This is a genomic window from Acidobacteriota bacterium, from assembly GCA_016195325.1.
Classification (GTDB): Bacteria; Acidobacteriota; Polarisedimenticolia; order JACPZX01; family JACPZX01; genus JACPZX01.
Map to the genome: position 1 here is coordinate 40,412 of JACPZX010000105.1, position 24,139 is coordinate 64,550.

Genomic DNA, 24,139 nt, shown 5'->3' on the forward strand with positions numbered 1-24,139 from the left:
CCTTCGTCACTTTGCCGGAGCCGGGGGCTTCGTCTCGCCGCTCTTCCTGAGGATGATATTCCCGCTGTAGGTCGTGACCGAGACGTCGAAGTCGGTCTCGGCGGTCGCGAAGCGAGCCTCCATGTACGGAGATCGCCGGCCATTCCTCACCGGCTTCGGCCCCATGGAGCTCTCGATGCCGCCGCTGAAGGTGGTCATCTTGAACCGCGCGGCGATGTCGGCGGGTACGACGAGCTGAACGGAGCCGCTGAAGGTTTCGATCTCGACGCCTCCATCGCCGCGGAAGCTCCCGTCGATGTGGATGTCGCCGGCGGTCGACTTGAGCTGCGCGCGTTCGAAGTCCTTTCCGGTGACGTCGATCGCCCCGCTGGTGGTCGTGACCTCGGCGGATCGAGCCGCCCCCTTCACGGACACGGCGCCGCTCACGCTCTCGATCTGGACCTCCGCCGACACCGCGAGGACGTCGACCTTGCCCGTGACGGAATTGACCTGGACGGACCTGGGATTGCCGGCGGCCGACACGGCGCCGTTCACCGTCTCGACGTTCACCACGCCGTCGACGCCGGTGATCGAAACCGAGGCGTTGAGCGTCTCGACGTCGAGCGACGCGCCGCTCGGCACGCGAATCTCGAGCTCGCTCCGGTAGTCGGAGTCGTCGCCCGAGCCGTACGACCAGTCCTCGGGGGTGGCGACGTCGATGGAGAAGTCCTGGCGATCTCCGTCGAACTCCAGCCCTTCCGCGCCGGCGGCGAGGCGGCCGGTCACCGAGACCTCCTTCGCCTCGTTCCCGGCGATCCTGAGCGAGCCGAAGCTGTTGCGGATCTGGACGTGGACGCTCGGCGACGCGGGCTTCTTCTTGTCGATCTGGACCTGCGCTCCCGCCGCGCCCACGGAGAGCGCAAGCGCCGCGAGCGCCATCAGAGCCGTTCTCATCTTCATCGTGTCCTCGTTCGCAGATCGGCCGTCTGCGTCACATGCTGGAGGAGAGCCACCTCACGCTGCCGCGTGGAGATGAGCATCTTCTGGAGCTGGCGGTTGCCGGGATCGCGCGCGACCGCCGTGCGGATCTCCTCGATGGCTCCCTCGATCAGTCTCAGGTTGTTGTCGACCGTCCGCACGGTCTCGGGCGAGAGCGACTTGCGCCTCTCGTAGAGGGCGGCCCGGAGCTGCTGCCTCGCCTCGATGAAGGCGATGTCGGCCCCGCCCAGGCTCGGGACGGAGGTCGGTGAGGAGGTCGCGCCGGCCGCGGGAACGAACTCGGGAGTTTCGCTCCCCGCCGGCGGCGGCACGGCGGGCTTCGAACCGCCCGGCCGGCCCACGACGATCGCGACGTATCCCGCCCCCAGGATCGCCACGACGGCGGCGGCCGCGGCCGCGAGCCGGAGTCGGCGGACGGGCGGCCGCTCGCGCCGCGGGAAGCGGACGACGCGGGGTTCGAGCCCCGCCTCGATCTTCCGCCAGAGCTCGGCGGGCGGCTCGATCGATTCGGGGAGCTCCGCCGCGGCGGACTTCAACGCGCGGGCGTGGGCCTCTTCCTCGCGGCACGCCGCGCACGACTGGAGATGCGCGCGCGCGGCATCTGGGTCGTCGAACAGATCCCGGGCCTGATCGCACGTCATGACTTGAGCGCCTCCTTGAGGAGCGACCGCGCGCGGTGCAGGTGCGCCTTGGACGTTCCCTCCGCGATGCCGGCGATCGCCGCGATCTCCTCGTGCGTGTAGCCGTAGACCTCGTGGAGCACGAAGACGTGGCGAGCCCCCTCGGGAAGCCTCGCGATCGCGGCCTCGAGGTCGCCGCCCCCGGCCCGCGCGCCCGTCGTGGTGGCCCGAGCGGCGATCGCCTCGTGGTCTCCGATCGGCTCGACCTCGTCGGGGCTCGGCCGGCCGCGACGATCGTTGAGGACGACGTTGACGGCCAGCCGGTGCAGCCATGACGAGAACAGGCTGCGTCCCTCGAACGAGTCGATCTTCTGCCACGCCCTGATGAAAGCCTCCTGCGTCATGTCCTCCGCCTCCGCGGCCCGTCCGGTCAGCCTCAGGCAGAGCCCGTAGATCCTGCCGGCGTTCCGCCGGTAGAGCGTCTCGAAGGCGGAACGATCCCCGCTCCTTGCGAGCTGCACGAGTTCGATCTCTTCGGGCTGGGCGCTCACGCTGCAGGGCGACGCTTCAAGGACCCACCTTCCCAGGGCCGGGCTGGCTGTCTGGCTCACGTCCACTAGGACACGACGTCGGCGGGGAAGGTTTAGACCCCGGGCTCAGATCGCCGCGCTCGGGTCGGCGTTGAGGTCGAAACCGGATGTCTCGCCGCGCCGGAGACGGCTGAAGCCCGCCGCCGCGATCATCGCCGCGTTGTCGGTCGTGAGGGCGAAGCTCGTCGTGAGGACGGGGACTCCCGCGTCCTTCCCCGCGGCGGACATCGCGGCTCGCAGGCGTGAATTGCAGGCGACGCCCCCGGCGAGGCCTATCGCCGCGGCGCGCGCCTCCCGCGCGATCTTCATCGTGGTGCGGACCAGGTTGTCGACGACCGCCTCCTGAAACGAGGCGATCAGGTCGAGCACCGCCTGGGGGCAGTCCGCCGCCTGCGGCGCGCGCGGGACGTCGTCGTCGGGGTTCATGAACTCGAGACGCGCGATCGAATGGGTCTCGACGTGGCGCAGCGCGGCCGTCTTGTACCCCGAGAAGGAGAAGTCGTCGCTCCCGTCGCTCATCTTCGGACGTCCGAACGGGAAGCGCTTCGGGTCGCCGTGCTTCGCGAGGCGATCGAGGATCGGCCCGCCGGGATAACCGAGGCCGAGGATCCGGGCGACCTTGTCGTACGCCTCCCCCGCCGCGTCGTCGCGCGTCCGCGCGAGCGTGTCGTAGCGCCCGTCGTCCTTCTTCATGAGATAGAGCGCCGTGTGCCCCCCGGACACGACGAGGAAGAGCGCGGGAAGCGGCACGTCGGCGTGCTCGAGGAAGAGGCTCCGGATGTGCCCCTCGAGGTGATTCACCCCCGCCAGCGGGAGCCGCCGCGCGTACGCGATCCCCTTCGCGACCTGGAGGCCCACGAGAAGGCAGCCGACGAGCCCGGGGCCGAAGGTGACGGCGACGGCGCCGAGGTCCTCGAGGCGGCACCCGGCCGTCCCCAGGGCCTCCTCGATGACGGTGTCGATCGCGAGGAGGTGCTGGCGCGCGGCGAGGTCGGGGACGACGCCGCCGTACCGGCGGTGGATCGGAATCTGCGAGGCGACGACGTTCGAGCGGATCGTGCGCGGCGTCTCGAGGACCGCGGCCGCCGTCTCGTCGCACGACGACTCGATGCCGAGGACGAGGTCCGGCGTCATGCGGGGCGCGCGGCCGCCAGCGCCTTCAGGCTCACCTCGAACGGGGCGCGCGCCACGCCGCGATCCGTGATGATGGCGGTGATGTACTTCGCCGGCGTGACGTCGAATGCGGGGTTGTGCACCGCGGCCCCCCGTGGCGATACGGCGACGCCGCCGAGGTGCGTCACCTCGGCCCCCTGGCGCTCCTCGATCGGGATGCCCTCCCCGGTGGCGACGTTCATGTCGAGCGTCGAGAAGGGGGCCGCGACGTAGAACGGGATCGCGTGCTCCTTCGCGAGGATGGCGACCGAGTAGGTGCCGATCTTGTTGGCGGTGTCGCCGTTTGCGGCGATCCTGTCGGCGCCGACGATCACCGACGCGACCTGGCCTTTCTGCATGAAGTGGCCGGCCATGTTGTCGGTGATGAGCGTCGTCGGGATGCCGTCGTGCATCAGCTCCCACGCGGTCAGGCGGGCCCCCTGAAGGAGCGGCCGCGTCTCGTCGGCGAGGACGCGGATCTTCTTCCCGCGGGCGACGGCCGCGCGGATGACGCCCAGCGCGGTGCCGAACCCCCCGGTCGCGAGCGCTCCCGCGTTGCAGTGCGTGAGGACCTGGCCGTCGTCGGGCATGAGCCCGGCGCCGAACTCGCCCATCCGGCGGTTCATCGCCTCGTCCTCGCGGCGAATCCGCTTCGCCTCCTCCACCAGGAGCGCCGCGATCGCCGGGCCGTCGTTGCCGTCCCGGTTCTGGTGGTAGACCGCGCGCATCCTCGCGATCGCCCAGAAGAGGTTCACGGCGGTCGGGCGCGTCGCGCCGATCAGCTTCACCGCCGCCTCGAACGCGGCCTCGAAGTCCTTGTCGCGCATCTCCTCGGCGCGGCGGGCCGCGAGCGCCAGCCCCATCGCCGCCGCGCATCCGATCGCCGGGGCCCCGCGGATGGTCATGTTGCGGATCGCCTCCGCGACCTCCTCCGGCGTCCGGAGCGTGACGTAGATCTCCTCCCCGGGGAGGCGGCGCTGGTCGATCATCACGACGCCGTCGTCGGACCACTCGATCGTCTTGAACACGTTGCGACGCTCCCCGTGCGGAGGATTTCCGTTTCCGGACGTGCGGAGACGCCATGGTATAGTGCCTTCCCCGGCGCGGCAACGCGCCCGAAGCGTAGGAAGCTGCCGGCGACCCGATGCCCTCCAAGAGCGACGACAGGGAAGCGCGCCGAGCGCCCTTCTCCACCGACCCGGCCCTCGAGCCGGAGGCCGTCTACGGCCCCGACGACGTCTCCGGCCTGAGCCCCGCAGGCGATCTCGGCGAGCCGGGACGGTTCCCTTTCACGCGCGGCGTCCAGCCGTCGATGTACCGCGGGCGGCTCTGGACGATGCGCCAGTACGCCGGCTTCGGCACCGCGAGCGAGACCAACGGCCGCTTCCGATATCTGCTCGAGCAGGGGCAGACGGGCCTGTCCACCGCCTTCGACCTGCCGACCCAGATGGGGTACGACTCCGACCACCCGATGTCCCAGGGGGAAGTTGGCCGATCGGGCGTCGCCATCGATTCGATCGAGGACATGGAGACGCTGCTCGACGGGCTGCCGCTCGATCGCATCAGCACGTCGATGACGATCAACGCGACGGCGGCGATCCTCCTCTCGCTGTACGTGGCCGTCGCGAGGAGGCGCGGCATTCCCGAGTCGGCCCTCTCGGGAACCGTGCAGAACGACATCCTGAAGGAGTACGCGGCCCGGGGCACGTACATCTACCCTCCCGCCGGGTCGATGCGCCTGGTGATCGACATCCTCCGCTTCTGCCACGAGCGGATGCCGCGATGGAACGCCATCAGCGTGAGCGGCTACCACATCCGCGAGGCCGGCTCGACCGCGGTGCAGGAGGTGGCCTTCACCCTCGCGAACGGCGCGGCGTATCTCGAGGCGGCGAAGGCCGCCGGGCTCTCCCCCGAGAAGCTCGCGCCCCGCGTCTCCTTCTTCTTCAACGCGCACAACAACCTCCTCGAGGAGGTCGCCAAGTTCCGGGCCGCGCGCCGCATGTGGGCGCGCATGATGCGCGAGCGGTTCGGCTGCACCGACGAGCGCGCGATGGCGCTTCGCTTCCACACGCAGACGGCGGGCAGCTCGCTCACCGCGCAGCAGCCCGACAACAACGTGGTCCGCGTCACGCTCCAGGCGCTCGCGGCGGTGCTGGGCGGCACGCAGAGCCTGCACACCAACTCCCGCGACGAGGCGCTCTCGCTCCCCACCGAGGCGGCCGCGACGATCGCTCTCCGGACGCAGCAGGTGATCGCGCACGAGTCGGGGGCGGCCGACGTCGCCGACCCGCTCGGCGGCTCGTACTACGTCGAGGCGATGACGAGCCGCATCGAGACCCTCGCGGGCGAGCTCATGGGAAAGATCGACTCGATGGGGGGCGCGGTGCGCGCGATCGAGCGCGGCTTCTACCAGCACGAGATCCAGGAGTCGGCGTATCGCTACCAGCAGGAGATAGAGCAGGGGCGGCGCGTCATCGTCGGCGTGAATCGTTTCCAGGAGGACGGGGGAGCGACCGTTCCGCTTCACAGGGTCGACCTCGGGCTCGAGCGGGGACAGGCCGACCGGCTTCGGGATTTTCGGCGGCGGCGCGACGCGGAGGCCGCCGCGCGCGGAGGCGACGCCCCGCACGCGACGGCGCTTCGAAGGCTCGAGGCCGCGGCGCGCGGGCGGGACGATCTCGTTCCGCTGATCCTCGAGGCCGTGGAGGCGCCCGCGACCCTCGGCGAGATCAGCGACGCGCTGCGCGCCGCGTTCGGCCGGCACCAGGAGACCCTCTGACGCCGGAGGCATGACGCGGGACGATGTGCACCGTCACGTTTCTCCCCGTCGCGGGCGGCTACCTGCTCGCGCACAACCGTGACGAGTCGTTCCAGCGTGCGCGCGGCGTCCCTCCGCACCGCCACGTCGAGGAGGGACGCGCCTTCGTCGCGCCTCGGGATCCCGACGGCCGGGGATCGTGGATCGGCATGAACGACGCCGGCGTCACCACCTGCGTCCTCAACGCCGCGGAAACGAATCCATCCCGCCTTCCCGCCGCGCCGACGAGCCGCGGGCTCGTCCTGTGGAGCCTGCTCCCTCTCGGCTCGATCGACGGCGTCCGCGACACGCTGCTCCGCCTGCGATCCCGGCTGGGCGACGTGCGCGCCTTCCAGATCGTCGTCGCCGAGCCGCCCCGCGGACGGAGCGCCCCCGCCGCAACGGGGTGGATGCGCTGGGACGGCGCGCGGCTGACGTCCGGTCGGAAGGATGGACCGGCGATCTACGTGTCGTCGGGGTACGACCAGGGCGGGGCGGAACGCGAGCGCGCGCGATCGTGGACGCGTTTCGTCGAATCGCTCGCGACCGGACGCGGCCGCGAGGAGATCCGTCGCGAGGCCCGGGGGCTGAGATCGTTGATGAGGTCCCACGAGCCGGCGCAGGGGCCTCTGTCGGTCTGCATGCACGGTCCGCACGCGGCGACCGTCAGCTCGAGCCTCGTGACCGTGGCCGGCGGGAGGGCGGCGCTCCGGTACCACGACGGGCGGCCGTGCGACGGGAGCGCGCCCGAGGTCGTCCGCGCGCTCCCGCTCCGTTGATCCGGCTCCCTACTTGCCCGCGCCGGGCGGATCGAACCTGGCGGCATCGATCGGCGCGTTCGGCTTCACCTCGGTGAACTTCCGCGTGGCGCTCTGCCACGGATCCACGTTCGAGTAGACGATCGTGAAGGGGATCTTCACCCCGGCGACCTCGCGGTAGTCGTCGAAGTCGGTCTGCTCGGGGATGGCGCCGATCAACGAGATCGTCGCGGAGAACGACCGGAGGAGCAGCCCCGTCTGCCTGTCGAAGTAGAAGCGCAGCCGCGTTCCGTTCGGCCCCTCGCCACGCATCACGTACGCGTCCTTCTCGGCGATCTTCTCCGTCGCGACCACCTTCATCGAGGCGCCGGCGGTCGCGATCTTGATCGGGTCGTAGACCTTCACCGCCTCGCGGAACTGCGCGAGCTCGTCGGCGTCCATCTCGTGCTGCCCGCGCGGATTCTTCACCCAGCCGGTCTTCCCGTTGGAAGCCGTCGTGTTCGTGCCGTTCGGCGTCGTGCCGACGATCAGGATCCTGTTCCCTTCCGCCAGGATGACCTCGAGGGGCGCCGGCTTGCCGCTCTGGCCCTCGCGCGTCCCTTTCATCGAAAGGGTCTTGAGCCTGGCCGCCGCGTCGGCGCCGCCGATCGCCTTCACATACTTGTCGACGACCTCCTGGGCCGACGGGTACGCGGGCTCCTTCTCGTCGGCGTCCCCCTCGTCGGACTTCGCCGGGGCCGGGGCCGGAAGCGGGATGAGGCCGACGGGATGGTTCGCTCCCCGGTGGCAGCTGTTGCACGTCACCGCCGGCCGGCCGCCGAAGCTGTTCCTGTTGATGTCCAGGACCATCTGGATCATCTTCCGCGCCGTCTTCTTCTCGTCCTTGTCGTCCTTGTCCATCTCCCACTTGTCGCCGTTCACGACGTGGCAGAAGGCGCAATTGACTCCGAGAGAGGCCCGCATCGCGTTCATGACCGGGCCGATCTGGGAGGTCGGCATTCCCTTGAGCACCTGGATGTTCTTCTGGGTCTGCTCGGCCGGCTTGTCCTCCGCCGCCGCCACGGGGGCGGCCGCCGCCAGCGCGAGGAACAGCCCCGCCGCGAGCCATCTGCCTTCGGAATTCATCGATCTCTCCTCCGCTGATTGTCGATCCACGGGCCCGCTCGACGCCCGGATCGAAGGGTCGAATCTTACTTCGGAACCGGCTCGCCGCGCTTCACCGTGATCGTGCGGTCGGCCGCGACGTCGGTGAGGACCTGGGTCTGCCCGTCGGGCCAGCGGATGTCGATGCGCTCGACGCGCGTCAGGCCCCCCAGGCCGAAGTGAAGGCCCGGCGGGCTCTCCGATCCGAAGCCGCGCCCCGCCGTCGCCTCCTGCACCTGGTGAATCGCTCCCGCGCGGATCGTGACGCGCCCACCGATCGCCTCCCGGTTCCTGTCGGGCTGGACGAGCCGGACGTTGATCCAGTGCTTCCGGTTCCCCAGCTCGTTCCGGTAGAAGGCGGCGTGCCACCAGTCTCCGTGGAAGAAGCCGCCGAGCTCGGTGTAGATGTCGAGATCCCCGTCGCCGTCCCAGTCTGCGAAGGTCACGCCGTGCCCCTTCCCGAGGTTCCCCGTCCCGGAGTACCCCGTGATGTCCTCGAACCGCTTCCCCGCGATGTTGCGGTAGAGCTTCTTCGGCTCGACGCGGCGGAGCTCCGGGTTGCCCGTCCCCAGGTAGAGGTCGACGTACCCGTCGTTGTCGAGATCGGCGACCCCCGCCGCCATGATGCCGAGCGGGTACTTGAAGCCGGCCTCGATCGAGACGTCCGTGAAGGTCCCGTCGCCGTTGTTCCTGTACAGGCGCGGGATGTGATCGACCGGGCCCGGCTCGTACCCCGGCTGGTAGCCGGCGAGAACCTGCTCCCACGGCGCGAGGCTTCCGGTCCAGATGTCGAGATCGCCATCGCTGTCGAGATCCGAGAAGAACGCGATGTAGCCGTTCTCCTTCCCGGACCCCTGCACGTGCGCGCGGGCCGCGACGTCGGTGAAGGTCCCGTCGTGGTTGTTGCGGTAGAGCCGGTTCTGCGTCAGGCGGCCGTGGAAAAAGATGTCCGGCCAGCCGTCGTCGTCGTAGTCCCCGATCGCCACGCCGATCGTCCCGAACCCCGGCTTCTCGGCGACGCCGGCCTTCACCGTCACGTTCTCGAACGTGCCGTCGCGCCGATTGTGGTAGAGCTGGTTCGTCGACCCGTCGATGTAGACGCCGTTGGTCACGACGAGGTCGAGCCAGCCGTCGCGGTCGTAGTCGAACCACGCGAGGTTGAACGACGATCCGCGATCCGCGACCCCCGCCGCCTCGGCGACGTCGGTGAAGGTGCCGTCCCCGTTGTTCCGGAGGAGCGAGTTGGGGGCCGGCCCGTTCCAGCCGTTCCGCGCGATGTAGAGGTCGGGATCGCCGTCGTTGTCGTAATCGGCCCACACGGCGCCGAACCCCGGCTCGGTGCGGGTCAGCTTCGCGTCGATGGTCGCGTCGGCGAAGGAGCTCCCCTGCCCCCTGTAGAGCGTGCAGTACGTGTCGCAGCCGCAGACGACGACGTCGTCCTTCCCGTCCATGTCGTAGTCGGCCCACGAGGCCGGGCCAGCCCCCGCGAACTTGTCGAGGTGCAGCCGGGAAGCGATGTCGGTGAACTTGAGGTCGGGAGGGTGGGCTCTATCGTAGACCTCGTCGCGAAGCGGAAAGCGGAGCTTCTGCGGAACGTCCGCCGCGTACCCTCCCATCGCGTCCCAGGCCATGCGCAGATCGTAGAGGTACGGGAGGGTCGCCTTGATCTCGCAGGCCTTGCGGAACGCGTCGGCGGCCTTCCGGTACTCGTTCTGGCGGAAGAACGCGTGGCCGATCGTGTTCCATGCGCTCGACAGGTCGACGCCGGGCCGGCGCTCGACCTGGAGCTGCGCGATCAGATCGCCGAGCGTGGCGCGCGCGGCATCCCACTCCCCCGAGCGGAACTGGACCTCGGCGAGGAGGCTTCTCGCCTCGATCCCGCCGTCGGAGCTCCGGGGAACCTGATCGATGACCTTCTCGAGCTGGTAGCGGGCGTGATCCATCGCCCACGCCGAGTCCTGGTAGACACGGCGCGGGTCCCCGGCCTTCTTCATGCGGACCTCGGCGGCGAAGATCCACTGGACGAACTTGAGCCTGAAATCCGGCCGGTCGGGGTTCCGCTCGATGAGCCCCTGGTAGAGGGCGAGCGTGGCGTCAGGGTCGAATGCCCCGGGGATCCGGCGTCCGAAGATCTCGGCGAGCTGGAGCCGGATGTAGTCGCGGGTCGGATCGAGACGCAGCGACTCCTTCATCTCGCCGGCCGCCTCGTCGAACGGACGCCCCTCCCGCACGGCGATCTCGAGGAGCGACCTCCCGAGGAGAAAGTGCGCGTCGGCGCTCCCGGGTGAGATCGCGAGCGCGCGACGGAAGGCCGAGACCGCCTCGGCGTGCCGGCCCTGCTGCGCGAGCTCGGCCCCGTCGCGGATGTGTTTGGCCGCGACGGGATCTTCGCCGGGGGCTTCCGGGCCCCCGGCCTCGGCGAAGGGTGGACTCATCGCGTGGACGGCGACTCCGACTCCGGCCGCGAGGAGTGTCGCCAGCACGATGATGGCGCGACGGCGCCCGCGAGATGGTTTCAAACCTTGTCCCCCGGGGCGCCGCGCGCTCGAGACGTCCCAAAGACCGCACATATACCCCGCCCGCACGCGCCGATCAAGGGCGGACGGGTTCCCGCGCTATACTTTTCGGGATGTCCTCCAGACATGCTTTCCGCGCGGCCGCGGCGCTTCTCGCCTCCCTCGCGCTCGCGCCCCCGTCGATGCCCGGAGCCGAGGAAAGAACATACGCCTCGCTGCTCGAGCAGGCGCGCGCGGATCTCGCGCGCGGTGAGTACGCCTCGAGCCTCGCCACGCTCGATCTCGCGGTGAGGACGAACCCGGACGGCGCCGAGGGACTCGCGCTGCTGGGCCGCGCCTACGTCGGCATGGAGAAGTACGCGGAGGCCCTGGCTCCGCTCCAGCTCGCCGCGGAAATCGCGGAGCGCGCGGGCGGCCCCGCCGAGGCACGGGTCGCCATCCTGTCGGACCTCGCCATCGCGCTCGCGCGCCAGGAGCGGAGCGACGAGGCGATCGCCGTCCTGCGGAAGATCCTTTCCCTCGCCCCGGGCCGGGCCCGGATACACCACGACATCGGGCGCATCGATCTCGCGATCGGGGCGCTGCAGAAGGCGGAGTCCGAGTTCCAAGAGGAGATCGATCTGCAGTCCGCCCGCCCGGGCCCGCCCGATCCCGCGCTGGCGATGTCGCTCGAGGGGCTCGGCATCGCCGCGTACCGCCTGGGAGACGACGCGCGCGCTCTCGCGGCGTTCGAGCGGAGGGATAAGCTCAGGGAGGCGCCGATGACGGTCGAGGGGCGCTACCACTCCGGCCTCGCGCTCCTCCGCTCCGGACGCCCCGAGGAGGCGGCCGCGGCCTTCCGCGACGTGCTGAAGCGATCGAGAGACGACCGCGGTGCGCTGCAGAGCCTCGCGCGCTGCGACGCCGCGCTGGGCCTCGCCGACGAGCGGCGCGCGTCGCTCGCGCGGTTCGAGGAGCTGTACCGCGAGGAGGAGGAGCGCAAGGCGACCCGGCTGCACGTCCGCGATCTGCGCGCCGAGGCGCGCCAGCGCAGCGACGCGGGGAAGTTCGGCGACGCGGTCGCAAAGCTGAAGGAGGCGGTCTCGATCGCTCCCGAGGACGACGAGATCCGCCTCGAGCTCGGAAGGGCCCTCTCGCGGGCGGGGCAGCAGGCCGGGGCCGCGGACATCTTCCGGCGGGTGCTCGAGCGCCAGCCGCTCGACGCGGAGGCGCACTTCCAGCTCGGCCGCCTGCTCGCCGACGGCGGCGACGTGACGGCGGCCCTCCCGTCCCTCGAGCGCGCGGCGCGCCTTCAGCCGATGTCCCTCGCCTACCACACCGCGCTCGCGCAGCTCTACCTGAGGCTGCACCGCGATCAGGACGGAGTCCGGGAGCTGAGGCTGGCGCGGAGCCTCGACCCGAAGAATCCGGAGTCGGCCTTCAACCTCGGCCTCGGCCTCGCGCAGTCGGGCGCGCTCCGCGAAGGGGCCACGGAGATCGAGACCGCCGCGAGGATGGGGTACGCGCAGCCGGTGCTCCATCAGGTTCTCTCGCAGATCTACGGGGCTCTCGGGGACGCCGCGCGCGCCGCTCAGGAGAAGGCCGCGTTCGAGAAGCTTCAGGGCGGCGGGAGATCGAAGCCTTGAGGACGAGACCGCGACGCGTGGCCGCGGCCGCGGCGGTTCTCGCGCTGGCGGTTCTCGGGCTCGCGGGGCTGCCGCCGATCGCCTCGCCCTCGGCGGGCGCGGTGCGATTCACCGACGTCACCCGCGACGCCGGGATCTCGTTCCGGCACGTGAACGGCGCGAGCGGCCAGAAATTCTACATCGAGACGATGGGGTCGGGCGCCTGCTGGTTCGACGAGGACGGGGACGGCGACGTCGATCTCTTCGTGGTGAACTCGTCGGAGCTTCCCGGGTTCAAGGCCCAGGCGACGCCGCGGAGCCGCCTCTTCCGCAACGACGGGAACGGAAAATTCACGGACGTCACGGACGAGGCGGGGGTCGGAGCGCACGGATATGGGATGGGGTGCGTCGCCGGCGACGTCGATGGCGACGGCGATCTGGATCTCTACGTGACGAACTTCGGACCGAACGTCCTCTACCGCAACCTCGGGAACGGGAAGTTCCAGGACGTGACCGCCGAGGCGGGGGTGGCCGGCGGAGGCTGGAGCGCGAGCGCGGCGTTCGCCGACATCGACAACGACGGCGACCTCGATCTCTACGTGACGCGCTACATCGACTTCACCCTCGAGAACAACAAGTACTGCGGGCAGAACAAGCCCGGGTACCGCGCGTACTGCCACCCCGACGAGTACAACGGCGTTCCCGATCTGCTGTTCCGGAACAAGGGGGACGGGCACTTCGAGGACGTGAGCCGCCAGGCCGGGATCGCCGATCCGATCGGCAAGGGGCTGGGCGTCGTCTTCACCGACGTGAACGACGACGGGTGGCCCGACATCTACGTCGCGAACGACAAGACGATGAACTTCCTCTATCTCAACAAGAAGGACGGGACGTTCAAGGACATCTCGCTCGTCTCGGGGACCGGCTTCTCGGAAGCGGGGCAGGTGCAGGCGGGGATGGGAACGGACGCGGGGGACGTGAACGGCGACGGGCGCATGGACCTCGTCGTCACGAATCTCGATTACGAGACGAACGAGCTGTACGTGAACAACGGGGATCTCACCTTCGCCGACGCCACGTTCGTGGCGGGTCTCGCGGAATCGAGCTTCCTCCACGTGGGGTTCGGCGCCGCGTTCGTCGACTACGACAACGACGGCGCCGCGGACCTCCTCGTCGCCAACGGCCACATCATCGACAACATCGCCCTGACCAGCACCGAGGTGACGTACGAGCAGCCTCGATCGATGCTGCGCAACGACGGCGCCGGCCGCTTCCGTGAGGTCGGGCCCGATCTGGGGCCGGCGTTCACGGCGCCGAACGTCGGGCGCGGGCTCGCGATCGCCGATTACGACGACGACGGCGACGCGGACCTCTTCGTCGTGAACAACAATCGTGAGGCCCAGCTCCTGCGCAACGACGGAGGGAGCGCGGCGGGGCACTGGCTGCGCGTGAAGCTCCAGGGAACGAAGAGCAACCGGGACGGTGTCGGCGCGCGCATCCGGGTGAAGACGCGCGATGCCGCGGGCAAGGTCAGGGTGCAGACGAACGAGGTCAGGGAGGGGTCGAGTTATCTCTCCCAGAACGATCTTCGGGTTCGCTTCGGCCTGGGCGCCGCGACCACCGTGGACGAAGTGCAGATCCGCTGGCCTTCGGGAGCGGTGCAGACCCTCAGGGAGGTCAAGGCCGACCAGACGCTGAAGATCGTCGAGGCCGCCGACGGGACGTCCGACCCGTAGACCAGCCATGTCCTCTTGCGTTGACAGCGCGGTGCGGCGGCCGGCGGAGGAGTTCGGGCACAACGATTGCTGCGCCCGGCGTGGAGCTTCAAGGGAGATCTCGACTCATGCGCCATTCGCGGAACGCCGTCGCCCTTCTCGCCATCGCACTCACGTCGATCGTCTCGGGAAGCGCCCCGGCCGCAACGCCCCCTCCCGCCGTCCGCCCGAACATCGTGCTCATCCTCACCGACGATCTCGACACCGCCTCGATGCCCTTCCTGCCGCGACTCAAGTCGCTGCTCGCCGACCAGGGGACGACCTTCTCGAACTTCATCATCAGCGACTCTCTCTGCTGCCCCTCGCGCTCCTCGATTCTGCGGGGCCAGTACGATCACAACCACCACGTGCTGTCGAATGGCGCTCCCGACGGCGGGTTCCAGAAGTTCCAGAGCCTGCACGAGGGAGATTCGACCCTTGCCACCTGGCTCCAGGCCGCCGGGTACCGCACGATCCTCCTCGGCAAGTACCTGAACGGCTACCCGGGATCCGCCGGGAAGACCTACGTGCCTCCGGGATGGAGCGACTGGTACAGCCCCGTCGACGGCACTCCGTACGCGCAGTACGACTACACGCTGAACGAGAACGGGAGGCACACGATCGACAACGGCCACGCCGATCGCGACTACCTCGGGGACGTCCTCACCGCCAGGGCGGTCAAGTTCATCTCGCGCGCGTCGGGCGGCGAGAGGCCCTTCTTCGTCTACCTCGCCCCGTACTCGCCGCACCGGCCCTACACGCCCGCGCGACGGCACCTGGGCGCGTTCGACGGCGCCTCGGCGCCGCGACCCGCTTCGTTCAATGAAGGCGACGTCTCCGACAAGCCGCTCTGGTACCGGACCCTCCCGCTTCTCGACACCACCGAGATCGCGGAGATCGACGACGCATGGAGGAAGCGGCTCGAGTCGATGCTCGGCGTCGAGGACATGGTCGCGAGCGTCATCGACGCTCTCGCGGCGGCGGGGCAGCTCGACAACACCTACATCTTCTTCACCTCGGACAACGGCTATCACATGGGAGTGCACCGGCTCCTCCCCGGCAAGCGCACTCCGTACGAAGAGGACATCCGCGTGCCGATGATCGTGAGGGGCCCCGGCGTTCCGAGCGGCGCGACGCTTTCGCATCTCGTCGGCAACGTCGACCTCGCCCCGACAATCACCGAGCTGGCCGGAGCCACGGCGGCGGAGTTCGTCGACGGGCTCTCGCTCGCGCGCCTCCTCGCGGCCGACCCTCCCGCTTCCTCCTCGTTCCGCGACGCGTACCTTCTCGAGCACCTGACGCTCCGCGCCGGCGGCAGCTCGGCGGGAGATAATCCGGAGGGGGCGGCGGACGGGACGCTGGAACCCCTGGACCCGATGGAGGCGCCGCCGCGTCCCGACGCGCTGGAGCACAACACCCCACCTTTCACCGGACTGAGGCTCGCCGATTCCGTCTACGTCGAGTACGACGACGGCGAGAAGGAGATGTACGACCTTCGCACCGATCCCGACGAGCTCGTGAACTCCGTCTCCTCGGCCGATCCGGCGCTCGTCGCGACGCTCTCCGCGCGCCTCGCCGCACTGAAGGCGTGTGCCGAGGCGTCGTGCCGCTGAAGCGTTCTCCTTGATCTGAGTTCTCCCGCGCCGTTATTCTCGGGCGCCCGCGAGGAGACCCGCGTTGACCACGCCAGCCCAAGCAAGCTCCTCTGAGCCCGGCGCCATCGACGGCGTTCCGGTCTACGACCATCTCCTCGAGATCCGCGCGCTCAGGACTTTCTTCTTCACGAGGGGCGGCGTCGTCCGGGCGGTGAACGACGTCTCGCTGCACCTCGACGAAGGCGAGGTGCTGGGCCTCGTCGGCGAATCGGGATGCGGCAAGACGATGACCGCCCTCTCGATCCTCAAGCTCGTCGATCCCCCCGGCCGCATCGTCGGGGGCGAGGTCCGTCTCCGCGGGCGGGATCTCCTGCTGCTGAGCGAGGACGAGATCCGGCGCGTTCGCGGCGGATCGATCTCGATGATCTTCCAGGAGGCGGGCGCCGCGCTGAACCCCGTCCTCACCGTCGGCTTCCAGATCGCCGAGACCGCGATGGTGCACCTCGGCATCCGAAAGAAGGAGGCGATGAGCCTGGCCGTGAAGATGCTCGAGGAGGTCCGCATCCCCGACGCGGCGCGGCGGGCCCGCGGGTACCCGCACCAGCTCTCCGGCGGGATGAAGCAGCGCGCGATGATCGCCATGGCCCTCGTCTGCCGTCCCTCGATCCTGATCGCCGACGAGCCGACGACGGCCCTCGACGTCACGATCCAGGCCGAGATCCTCGATCTCCTCGCGCGCCTGCGGGAGGAATATCGCCTGACGATTCTGCTCATCACTCACGATCTGGGCGTCGTGGCCGAGATCGCCGATCGCGTCGCGGTCATGTACGCCGGCAAGATCGTCGAGGAAGCCGCCGCACCCGACTTCTTCCGTGAGCCGAGGCATCCCTACTCGGAGGGCCTGCTCCGCGCGATGCGGAAGGATGCGGGAACCCGCGCCGCGCGGCGCCTGGCCGCGATCGAGGGGGCGGTCCCCGATCTCCTCCGACCCCCGGCAGGATGCCTCTTCTCGCCGCGGTGCGGGGACGCCTTCGACGCGTGCGCCGAGCGCCACCCGCCCCTCGTCCGATCGATCGGAGCCCGCTCGCGCGGCCCCGCCGCGGCCCGACGCGCCGCGGCCCCGGGCGGGACGCCGCCGTCGGACGCGTTCGCGCGCAAGGTGGCCTGCTTCCAGTTCGACGCTCTCCCCGACGCGTCGCGCTCCCCGGACGGGGCGGGATGGGATGCCGAACGTGGCCGGTGAGGCGGCCGCCGTTCCCCCTGCGGCGACGCCCCGGAGGCTCGGCCCGGAGCTCCTGCGCGTCACCGATCTCGTGAAGCACTACCCCACCGCCGGCGGCCTCTTCGCACGCGGGGCCCCGTTGCGCGCTGTGGACGGCGTGTCGTTCGACGTCCGAGAGGGAGAGACCCTCGCCCTCGTCGGTGAATCGGGGAGCGGCAAGACGACGACCGGGCGCTGCATCCTGAGGCTCATCGAGCCGACCTCGGGGAGCGTGACGTTCATGGGCGAGGACTTCTTCTCGCTCGGCCGCGAGCCGCTGCGGCGGATGCGGCGCCACATCCAGATCATCTTCCAGGATCCTTACTCGTCGCTCAATCCGAGGATGTCGGTCGAGTCCGCCGTCGGCGAGCCCTTCGCGATCCACAAGCTCGCCCGCGGCGCCGCGAGAAAGGAGAAAGTCGCGGAGCTGCTGGCGATGGTGGGGCTCGACCCGGGCACGATGTCGAAGCACCCGCACGAGCTCTCGGGCGGTCAGAGGCAGCGGGTCGGGATCGCGCGCGCCCTCGCCCTCCGGCCGAAGCTCGTCGTCTGCGACGAGCCGGTCTCCTCGCTCGACGTCTCGATCCAGGCGCAGGTCATCAACCTCCTCGCGGAGCTCCAGGAGAAGCTGGGGCTCGCGTACGTCTTCATCTCGCACGACCTGCGGCTCGTCGAGCACCTCGCCGATCGCGTGGCGGTGATGTACCTCGGGAAAATCGTCGAGTGCGCCCCCGCGGATCGGATCTTCGCGCAGCCCGCTCACCCGTACACGAAGATGCTCCTCGCGTCGGTTCCGGTCGACGATCCCTCGAAGCGGCGGCGGCGCGATCCTTCCATCACCGAGATGCCGAGCTCGGTCGATCTCCCTCCGGGATGCCGGTTCCACCCCCGCTGCCCCGTCCGGGTCGAGGCCTGCTCGACGATCGAGCCGGAGCTTCTCGCGGAGGGGCCCGGCCTCGTCTCGTGCCACCTCGTGCACCCCGCGTCGGGTCGGCCCGGGCCGGGCGCGCGCCCTTCGTAGGGGGCCGCGAGCCCGCGAAGACCCGCGCCGGGAGCCGCTTTCCACACGAAATGCGGGATTCCCGCGCGGCCGCCGCAACCCGCCGGGGGGGATTCGCGTTGTGAGCGCTTGCAAGTCGCGCCGCGGTCTAAGAAACTCCCGGTCCCTGAAAGCGTAAAGACGACCGTCATCTGCAAGCCAGCAGAACTGCCTGAGGTGTATTCATGAACCTGACGAGACTCGCGTGCACGCTGATCCTCTCCGCTTCCGCCGTTTCATCGCTCACCTCGCCGGCGACGGCGCAGGAGGCCACGGGGGCGCCGGGCGCCGCCGGGACGCTTCAGATGAGCCTGACGGACTGCGTCCGTGAGGCGTTCAAGAACAACGCGGACATCCGGATCGACTCCTACCGGCCGATGCTCAGCGACACCGACATCGCCTTCGCCAAGGCCCAGTTCGACGCGTCGCTGACGGGATCGCTCTTCTACCAAGATCAGAAGTCGCCCACGCTGAACTCCGTCGTCAACAACGCGCATACGTCGGCCGAAACAGTCATCGGCAAGACGCCGAGCAACTTCTCCCAGGCGGACGTCGTCTACGCGGACCCGCTGACGACGGGCGGCCGGTGGCAGGCGGACCTCAGGCTTTCGCGAAACGTGCAGCCCTTCTTCAGCTTCGGGCCGACGGTAGCACCCCTGGCATTCCCCGAGACCTACCGGACGAGCCTGACCTTCTCGGTGGTGCAGCCGCTCCTCCGGAATTTCGGCAGGAAGGTGAACGAGACGAACATCACGCTCTCGTCGATCAACCACGAGTTCGACAACGAGACGTTCCGCCAGCGCGTGCAGGACACCCTCTTCGGCGTCGAGGCGGCGTACTGGGGGCTCGTCTTCGCGCGCCAGAACCTCGACGTCGCGAACGAGGCGCTCCGGCTCGCGCAGGAGCTCCTGAAGCTCAACCAGATCAAGGTCCAGGTCGGAACGCTCCCTCCGATCGACATCACGCAGGCCGAAGCAGGGGTCGCGAGCAAGGAGGAGGCGGTCATCACCGCGCGCGCCGGCATCGAGAACGCCCAGGACACGCTGCGCCGCGTGATCGGCATGGATGCGAAGAGCCCGAACTGGAGGGCGTCGATTGCGCCGACGGAGGGTCTCGGCGTTCCCGATCAGCCCATCGATCTCGATCAGGCGATCAAGACGGCCATCGAAAACCGCCCCGACCTCTCGGCCGAGCGCCTGAGAATAAAGTCTGCCGACGCGGTCCTGTATCAGGCGCGGAATCAGATGAAGTATTCCCTCGACGCCCAGGCGTCCTACGGGCTGACGGGGCTCGCGGGGGATCGCGGCCTGATCCTTCCGCGCGTGGACCCGAACACCGGCCTCCCCATTCCCGGAACGCGCATCCCGCCGGACAATGGACCCGGATTCCAGGACACGACCAGCGCGATCACCGGCCGCGACTTCCCGACGTGGACCGCACAGCTCACGCTCGGCATTCCGATCGGCAACCACGCCGCGGAGGCGAACTACACGAAGCAGCGCCTCGCGCGCGAGCAGACGGGCGTGGGCTACCAGAGCCTCGAGCAGGCGGCGATCGTCCAGGTGGGCCTCGCGGTGCGGCGCGTCGAGACCGACAAGAAGCGGATCCAGGCCGCCGAGAAGAACCGCATCCTCCAGGAGAAGACGGTCGAGGCGGAGCAGAAGAAGTTCGAGAACGGGATGTCCACGTCGTTCCAGGTGCTCACGTTCCAGAACGACCTGGCGACGGCCCGGTCCCGCGAGCTCAACGCGAAGACCGACTATCGCATCTCGCTCGCGAACCTCGACAGCGTGATCGGCGTCATCGACAAGTCGCTGAACGTCTCCCTGAAGAACTACGGCACGAACTGACGCGACGGAGGGTGGGAACCGCGAGGGAGCCGGAGGGATTGCCCCGGGGGAAGATGGTATCGTACCCCGTGACTTCCTTCGAAAGGGGCGATTCATGAATGACAACGAGGCCACCGGGGGGCCGGCTCAAGATCCTTACGTCCCCCCCTCCGCGCCGTCGGTCCAGCCCGAGCCCGACCCCGCGCCGCTCCTGACGCGCCTGATGGGCGTCGTGACGTCGCCGGCCTCCACCTTCAAGACGCTCGTGGCGCGCCCCGCCTGGGCGGGCATGCTCGCCGTCTACCTCGTCGCCCTGGGGATCTCGGCTCTCGTCTACAGCCTGAACGTGGACTGGGAAGGGCTCATGAAGGGGCAGTTCGAGGACTCGACGGCGTGGAAGCTCGCCTCGTCGATGCTCCCCGAGGACAAGCTCGGCGAGATCGAGCACGCCGCGGTCGAGGAGGTGGTCAGCACCGGGTCGGGCGGCATGGCGCTCCTGACGACCGCCAACACTGTGATCGGCGGCGCCATCGGCTTCATGATGATGGGCGTCATCTACGGCACGCTCTTCTATTTGATGGGCGCCGTGGGAGATCTCAAGCTCGGCCGCGTTTACCTCGACGCCTTTCTTGCGCTCCTCATGACGCTCGGCTGGGTGATGGCCGGGGCGGTCCTGCGGGGCGTCTTCTTCTCGAACGACTCGCGGGCCGCCCTTCCATGGCAGGCCGGCCTCAACGCCGTCTTCCTCCTCGTCTTCCTCTACATGCTCCACGGCGCCGTCGAGAGGCAGCCGGCCTTCCGCAGGGTGATGTCGGTCTACGCCCACGGCATGGTGATCTCGACCATCGCCGCGCTCCTGGTCGTCGCCGTCGTGCTCCTCCAGTCGCAGCCGGTGACCGTCGGCGCGGACGAGATCCTGAGGTCGAACCTGGGCGCGCTCGCGGGGGTGAAGGGGACAGGGCTCGCCGCGACGCTCCTCGGCTCGCTCGACATCTTCACGGTATGGCAGCTCGTCGTTCTCTCCATCGGATTTGCCGCCCTGACCGGCTTTTCGGTCTGGACCTCCGCGTCGATCACCTTCCTGCCGTGGGGGTTCGTCACGATGGTGAAGGTCGCCATCGCCACCCTCTTCGGCGGCTGAGGCGAGGGACTCCCCGACCTCATGAAGAAAATCCTCCTGGCCGCCGCCGTCCTGGCGGTGCTCGGCACGATCCTCGGGGTCTCGCTCAAGCAGACGTCGAAGGGGCGGGGGGTCAAGGTGTACATGGAGGACGCCGCGAAGCAGGCGAGGCTCCTCGCGACCGTCTCCGCCTCGGGAGAGGTGAAGCCCCGCGTCGAGGTGAACATCTCGTCGCAGGTCCCCGGCCAGATCGTCGAGCTGACGGTGCAGGAGGGGGACGTCGCGAAGGCGGGGCAGGTCCTCGTCCAGCTCGACCCGCAGCGCTACCGCTCCGAGCTCCAGCGCCTCGAGGCTCTCCTCCAGATGTATCGCATCAACGTCGAGAGGGAGGAGGTCTCGCTCCGGACCGCGGAGGTGACGCTGAGGCGGCAGGACGCCCTGCACTCCGAGAAGATCGTCTCGGACGATCTCCTCGATCAGGCGCGCCTCAACGTGGATTCGGGCGCCATCGGCCTCAGGTCGCTCGGCGAGCAGGTGCGGCAGGCCGAGGCCGACCTCGGGCGCGCGCGGGACGATCTCTCGAAGACGACGCTGCGCGCCCCGATATCCGGGCTGGTCTCGCAGCTCAACGCGAAGGTCGGCGAGCAGGTGATCATCGGCACGATGAACAACCCCGGGACCGTCATCCTCACCCTGTCCGACATGACCGAGGTGCTGGCCGAGGTCCGCGTCGACGAGACGGAGGTGACCGACGTGAAGGCGGGACAGGCGGCGAAGATCCGCGTGGACGCGGTCGAGGCGAAGGAGTACGACGGCGTCGTCGAGTCGATCAGCAACGCCGCGGTCCGCGAGGCGTCGGTCTCCCGCTTCCCCGTGAAGGTGCGCTTCCGCGCCCCCGATGCGCTGCTGAGGCCCGGGATGTCGGCGCACGCGCAGATCGAGGTCGAGGAGAAGAAGGACGTCCTCGCGATTCCTCTGCAGGCGATGGTGAGGCGATCGCTGAAGGATTTCCTAGACGACGGCAGCGGTTCGAAGAGGACCGCAGGGGCTTCCGGAGCCGCGGGCGCGGGGGGCGCGAAGGGGGGCGGCCCCACGGCGGCCGGCGGGGAGTTCGAGGGGAAGGATCCCGAGAGGGAGCAGGTCGCGGTCCTCGTCGTCGAGAAGGGCGGCCGGGCGAAGATGGTCAGGGTCCGGACCGGAATCAGCGACGCGTTCCGCGTCGAGATCCTGGACGGCGTCGCGCCGGGGGACCACGTGGTTCTGGGCCCGTACCGCGTCCTGAGATCGGTCAAGAACGGCGACTATGTCCGCCGGGTCGAGAAGTCCGAGGCGGGTGAGGACCAGGATTCGGGCCGGGAGTGAGATGATGCTGATTGAAACGAAAGACCTCGTGAAGATCTATCCGATGGGCGGCGAGCAGGTGCACGCCCTGAACGGCGTGAGCTTCGGCATCGAGCGCGGCGAGTACGTCGCGATCATGGGCCCGTCGGGGTCCGGCAAGTCGACGCTGATGAACCTCATCGGGTGCCTCGACACGCCGACGACGGGCTCGTACTTCCTCAACAACCGCGAGGTCAGCAAGATGGACGACAACGAGCTGGCCGCGATCCGCAACATCGAGATCGGCTTCGTCTTCCAGACCTTCAACCTGCTCGCCCGCACCACGGCGCTGCAGAACGTCGAGCTGCCTCTCATCTACGCCGGCGTGACGCGGGCCGAGCGCCATCGCCGCGCCGAGAAGGCGCTGGCGATGGTCAACCTCACCGACCGGATGGGCCACCGGCCGAACGAGCTCTCCGGAGGCCAGCGCCAGCGCGTCGCGATCGCGAGGGCTCTCGTCAACGAGCCGTCGCTCCTGCTGGCCGACGAGCCGACCGGAAACCTCGATTCGCGGACGGGTGAGGAGATCATGACCCTCTTCCAGACGCTCAACGAGGCGGGGAACACCATCGTCCTCATCACGCACGAGGACGACATCGCCCGCTGCGCGAGGCGCGTCGTTCACCTGCGCGACGGCAACATCGTCTCCGACGAGCGGCAGACCGCGTCGAGACGCCTCGCCCCCCCGTCACCCGACGCGGCGGGCACGTCGGCGACGGCCTAGGGGCCGGAGAGGGATTTCCTCGAGGAGCGGAGATGGCCAGCCTCGCGACCACCGGCGGTCTGTTCCTCGAGAACCTCGCCATCGCCCTCAAGGCGCTGTGGGCGAACAAGCTCCGCTCGATGCTGACGATCCTCGGGATCCTGATCGGCGTCGCGGCGGTGATCGCCGTCGTCTCGATCGTCCAGGGGTTCTTCTTCGCCGTGAACAATCTCTTCAAGGACCTCGGCTCCGGCTGGGTCCGCGTCGTCTCCACCCGCCCCCCCGGAGAGGAGGGGCGCAAGCTCGGCGAGATCAAGCTCACACGCGCCGACGCCGAGGCTCTGCTCGACTCCGGGCACGAGGTGCAGAACGTGGCCCCGCTCATGTTCGGCGCCAGCACCGTGAAGAAGGGGACCCGCGAGGTGAGCACCAACATCGCCGGAACCGTCGCGCCGTACCAGGACATCGTCGGTTTCTACGCGGGGAAGGGGCGGTTCTTCACCGACATCGACGACTCGCACCGGCGCAAGGTGTGCGTCGTCGGGTCGAAGGTGGCCGAGGACCTCGAGCTCCCGGACGACCCGACCGGGTCCACCGTTACCATAGGCGGGGCCGAGTTCATGGTGATCGGCATGATGGAGAAGAGGGGAGAGCTCATCGGCGTCGCGCTCGACGACTTCGTCTTCGTCCCCTACGGCGCCGCGCTGAATCTCTTCGGCCAGGAGAGGGAGGGGAACACGATCCTCGAGATCGCGATCCGATCATCCGATCGCCTCGACCTGGCCCGCGCGCAGATCATCGACGTGCTGCGGCGGAGCCACCGGCTGAAACCCGACCAGCCGGATGACTTCCGCCTCGTGTCGCAGGAGCAGCTCGTGGGCACGATCAACACGATCTCGAAGTACTCGACGCTGGTGGCGGGAAGTGTCGCCGGCGTCGCCCTCTTCGTCGGCGGCATCGGCATCATGAACATCATGCTCGTCAGCGTGACGGAACGCACCCGGGAGATCGGCGTGCGCAAGGCGGTGGGGGCGCGGCGCGCGAACATCATGCTCCAGTTCCTGATCGAGGCGGTGGTGCTCACGATCATCGGTGGCGCACTCGGAGTGGCGCTGGGTGTGGGCGCCGGCCGTCTCGTCACGATGCTCTTCCCGAAGATTCCCCAGGCGCACGTTCCGATCTGGGCCATCGTGTCGGGGTTGGGCGTGTCGGCGCTCGTCGGGATACTCTTCGGGGTCTTCCCCGCGGCGCGGGCCGCGAAGCTCGATCCGATCGAATCCCTCAGATACGAGTGAGGCGG

The 24,139-nt window shown here is 69.2% G+C and carries 19 protein-coding genes; 12 read left to right on the forward strand and 7 right to left on the reverse strand.

Going from position 1 to position 24,139, the window contains the following annotated elements; translation table 11 throughout:
• Positions 1-6 precede the first annotated feature (6 nt).
• From HY049_18035 to mtnA, 5 genes are all read right to left on the reverse strand, one after another.
• On the reverse strand, positions 7-939 hold the full coding sequence (locus HY049_18035; protein MBI3450800.1) for a DUF4097 family beta strand repeat protein: 933 nt from the start codon (positions 937-939) through the stop codon (positions 7-9).
• Complete coding sequence (locus HY049_18040; GenBank protein MBI3450801.1) at positions 936-1,619, reverse strand: hypothetical protein; 684 nt, start codon at positions 1,617-1,619, stop codon at positions 936-938. Before HY049_18040 ends, HY049_18035 begins: the two co-directional genes overlap by 4 nt.
• Positions 1,616-2,185: an RNA polymerase sigma factor gene (locus tag HY049_18045; GenBank protein MBI3450802.1), complete on the reverse strand. Its 570-nt coding sequence runs from the start codon at positions 2,183-2,185 to the stop codon at positions 1,616-1,618. Before HY049_18045 ends, HY049_18040 begins: the two co-directional genes overlap by 4 nt.
• A gap of 69 nt (positions 2,186-2,254) precedes the next feature.
• Positions 2,255-3,322 carry a tRNA (adenosine(37)-N6)-threonylcarbamoyltransferase complex transferase subunit TsaD gene (tsaD, locus tag HY049_18050; protein MBI3450803.1) on the reverse strand — a complete coding sequence of 356 codons (1,068 nt, stop codon included), beginning with the start codon at positions 3,320-3,322 and terminating at the stop codon, positions 2,255-2,257.
• A complete protein-coding gene (gene mtnA, locus HY049_18055; GenBank protein ID MBI3450804.1) occupies positions 3,319-4,368 on the reverse strand; it encodes an S-methyl-5-thioribose-1-phosphate isomerase in 1,050 nt (349 codons plus the stop codon). Before mtnA ends, tsaD begins: the two co-directional genes overlap by 4 nt.
• Before the next feature lie 116 nt (positions 4,369-4,484).
• Between mtnA and HY049_18060 the strand changes: the two genes are divergently transcribed.
• Entirely contained in the window at positions 4,485-6,119 is a 1,635-nt protein-coding gene (locus tag HY049_18060; GenBank protein MBI3450805.1) for a methylmalonyl-CoA mutase, read from the forward strand.
• A 23-nt stretch (positions 6,120-6,142) separates the two neighbouring features.
• Complete coding sequence (locus HY049_18065) at positions 6,143-6,916, forward strand: NRDE family protein (GenBank protein MBI3450806.1); 774 nt, start codon at positions 6,143-6,145, stop codon at positions 6,914-6,916.
• Between the two features lie 9 nt (positions 6,917-6,925).
• On the opposite strand, the gene HY049_18070 is transcribed toward HY049_18065, so the two are convergent.
• Complete coding sequence (locus tag HY049_18070) at positions 6,926-8,020, reverse strand: c-type cytochrome (GenBank protein ID MBI3450807.1); 1,095 nt, start codon at positions 8,018-8,020, stop codon at positions 6,926-6,928.
• A gap of 65 nt (positions 8,021-8,085) precedes the next feature.
• Complete coding sequence (locus tag HY049_18075) at positions 8,086-10,473, reverse strand: VCBS repeat-containing protein (GenBank protein ID MBI3450808.1); 2,388 nt, start codon at positions 10,471-10,473, stop codon at positions 8,086-8,088.
• A gap of 194 nt (positions 10,474-10,667) precedes the next feature.
• Here HY049_18075 and HY049_18080 point away from each other — a divergent pair, with 194 nt between their 5' ends.
• From HY049_18080 to HY049_18125, 10 genes are all read left to right on the forward strand, one after another.
• A complete protein-coding gene (locus tag HY049_18080; GenBank protein MBI3450809.1) occupies positions 10,668-12,179 on the forward strand; it encodes a tetratricopeptide repeat protein in 1,512 nt (503 codons plus the stop codon).
• Positions 12,180-12,367: 188 nt separating this feature from the next.
• Positions 12,368-13,894, forward strand: coding sequence for a CRTAC1 family protein (locus HY049_18085; GenBank protein ID MBI3450810.1), 1,527 nt, complete (start codon positions 12,368-12,370; stop codon positions 13,892-13,894).
• Positions 13,895-14,001: 107 nt separating this feature from the next.
• A complete protein-coding gene (locus tag HY049_18090) occupies positions 14,002-15,525 on the forward strand; it encodes a sulfatase (GenBank protein MBI3450811.1) in 1,524 nt (507 codons plus the stop codon).
• Between the two features lie 106 nt (positions 15,526-15,631).
• Complete coding sequence (locus HY049_18095; GenBank protein ID MBI3450812.1) at positions 15,632-16,750, forward strand: ABC transporter ATP-binding protein; 1,119 nt, start codon at positions 15,632-15,634, stop codon at positions 16,748-16,750.
• Positions 16,731-17,789: an ABC transporter ATP-binding protein gene (locus HY049_18100; GenBank protein ID MBI3450813.1), complete on the forward strand. Its 1,059-nt coding sequence runs from the start codon at positions 16,731-16,733 to the stop codon at positions 17,787-17,789. Before HY049_18095 ends, HY049_18100 begins: the two co-directional genes overlap by 20 nt.
• 203 nt (positions 17,790-17,992) lie before the next feature.
• Positions 17,993-19,657, forward strand: coding sequence for a TolC family protein (locus HY049_18105; GenBank protein ID MBI3450814.1), 1,665 nt, complete (start codon positions 17,993-17,995; stop codon positions 19,655-19,657).
• Positions 19,658-19,751: 94 nt separating this feature from the next.
• Positions 19,752-20,777 carry a hypothetical protein gene (locus HY049_18110; GenBank protein ID MBI3450815.1) on the forward strand — a complete coding sequence of 342 codons (1,026 nt, stop codon included), beginning with the start codon at positions 19,752-19,754 and terminating at the stop codon, positions 20,775-20,777.
• Between the two features lie 21 nt (positions 20,778-20,798).
• Entirely contained in the window at positions 20,799-22,118 is a 1,320-nt protein-coding gene (locus HY049_18115; GenBank protein MBI3450816.1) for an efflux RND transporter periplasmic adaptor subunit, read from the forward strand.
• Positions 22,119-22,125: 7 nt separating this feature from the next.
• A complete protein-coding gene (locus HY049_18120) occupies positions 22,126-22,860 on the forward strand; it encodes an ABC transporter ATP-binding protein (GenBank protein MBI3450817.1) in 735 nt (244 codons plus the stop codon).
• Positions 22,861-22,892: 32 nt separating this feature from the next.
• Entirely contained in the window at positions 22,893-24,134 is a 1,242-nt protein-coding gene (locus HY049_18125; GenBank protein ID MBI3450818.1) for an ABC transporter permease, read from the forward strand.
• Positions 24,135-24,139 lie beyond the last annotated feature (5 nt).

Coding starts and splice junctions, on each gene's coding strand:
- HY049_18035 (MBI3450800.1), bottom strand. CDS start 939: ATGAAGATGAGAACGGCTCTGATGGCGCTCGCGGCGCTTGCGCTCTCC.
- HY049_18040 (MBI3450801.1), bottom strand. CDS start 1,619: ATGACGTGCGATCAGGCCCGGGATCTGTTCGACGACCCAGATGCCGCG.
- tsaD (MBI3450803.1), bottom strand. CDS start 3,322: ATGACGCCGGACCTCGTCCTCGGCATCGAGTCGTCGTGCGACGAGACG.
- HY049_18060 (MBI3450805.1), top strand. CDS start 4,485: ATGCCCTCCAAGAGCGACGACAGGGAAGCGCGCCGAGCGCCCTTCTCC.
- HY049_18065 (MBI3450806.1), top strand. CDS start 6,143: ATGTGCACCGTCACGTTTCTCCCCGTCGCGGGCGGCTACCTGCTCGCG.
- HY049_18070 (MBI3450807.1), bottom strand. CDS start 8,020: ATGAATTCCGAAGGCAGATGGCTCGCGGCGGGGCTGTTCCTCGCGCTG.
- HY049_18075 (MBI3450808.1), bottom strand. CDS start 10,473: ATGAGTCCACCCTTCGCCGAGGCCGGGGGCCCGGAAGCCCCCGGCGAA.
- HY049_18080 (MBI3450809.1), top strand. CDS start 10,668: ATGTCCTCCAGACATGCTTTCCGCGCGGCCGCGGCGCTTCTCGCCTCC.
- HY049_18085 (MBI3450810.1), top strand. CDS start 12,368: ATGGGGTCGGGCGCCTGCTGGTTCGACGAGGACGGGGACGGCGACGTC.
- HY049_18090 (MBI3450811.1), top strand. CDS start 14,002: ATGCGCCATTCGCGGAACGCCGTCGCCCTTCTCGCCATCGCACTCACG.
- HY049_18100 (MBI3450813.1), top strand. CDS start 16,731: ATGCCGAACGTGGCCGGTGAGGCGGCCGCCGTTCCCCCTGCGGCGACG.
- HY049_18105 (MBI3450814.1), top strand. CDS start 17,993: ATGAACCTGACGAGACTCGCGTGCACGCTGATCCTCTCCGCTTCCGCC.
- HY049_18110 (MBI3450815.1), top strand. CDS start 19,752: ATGAATGACAACGAGGCCACCGGGGGGCCGGCTCAAGATCCTTACGTC.
- HY049_18115 (MBI3450816.1), top strand. CDS start 20,799: ATGAAGAAAATCCTCCTGGCCGCCGCCGTCCTGGCGGTGCTCGGCACG.
- HY049_18125 (MBI3450818.1), top strand. CDS start 22,893: ATGGCCAGCCTCGCGACCACCGGCGGTCTGTTCCTCGAGAACCTCGCC.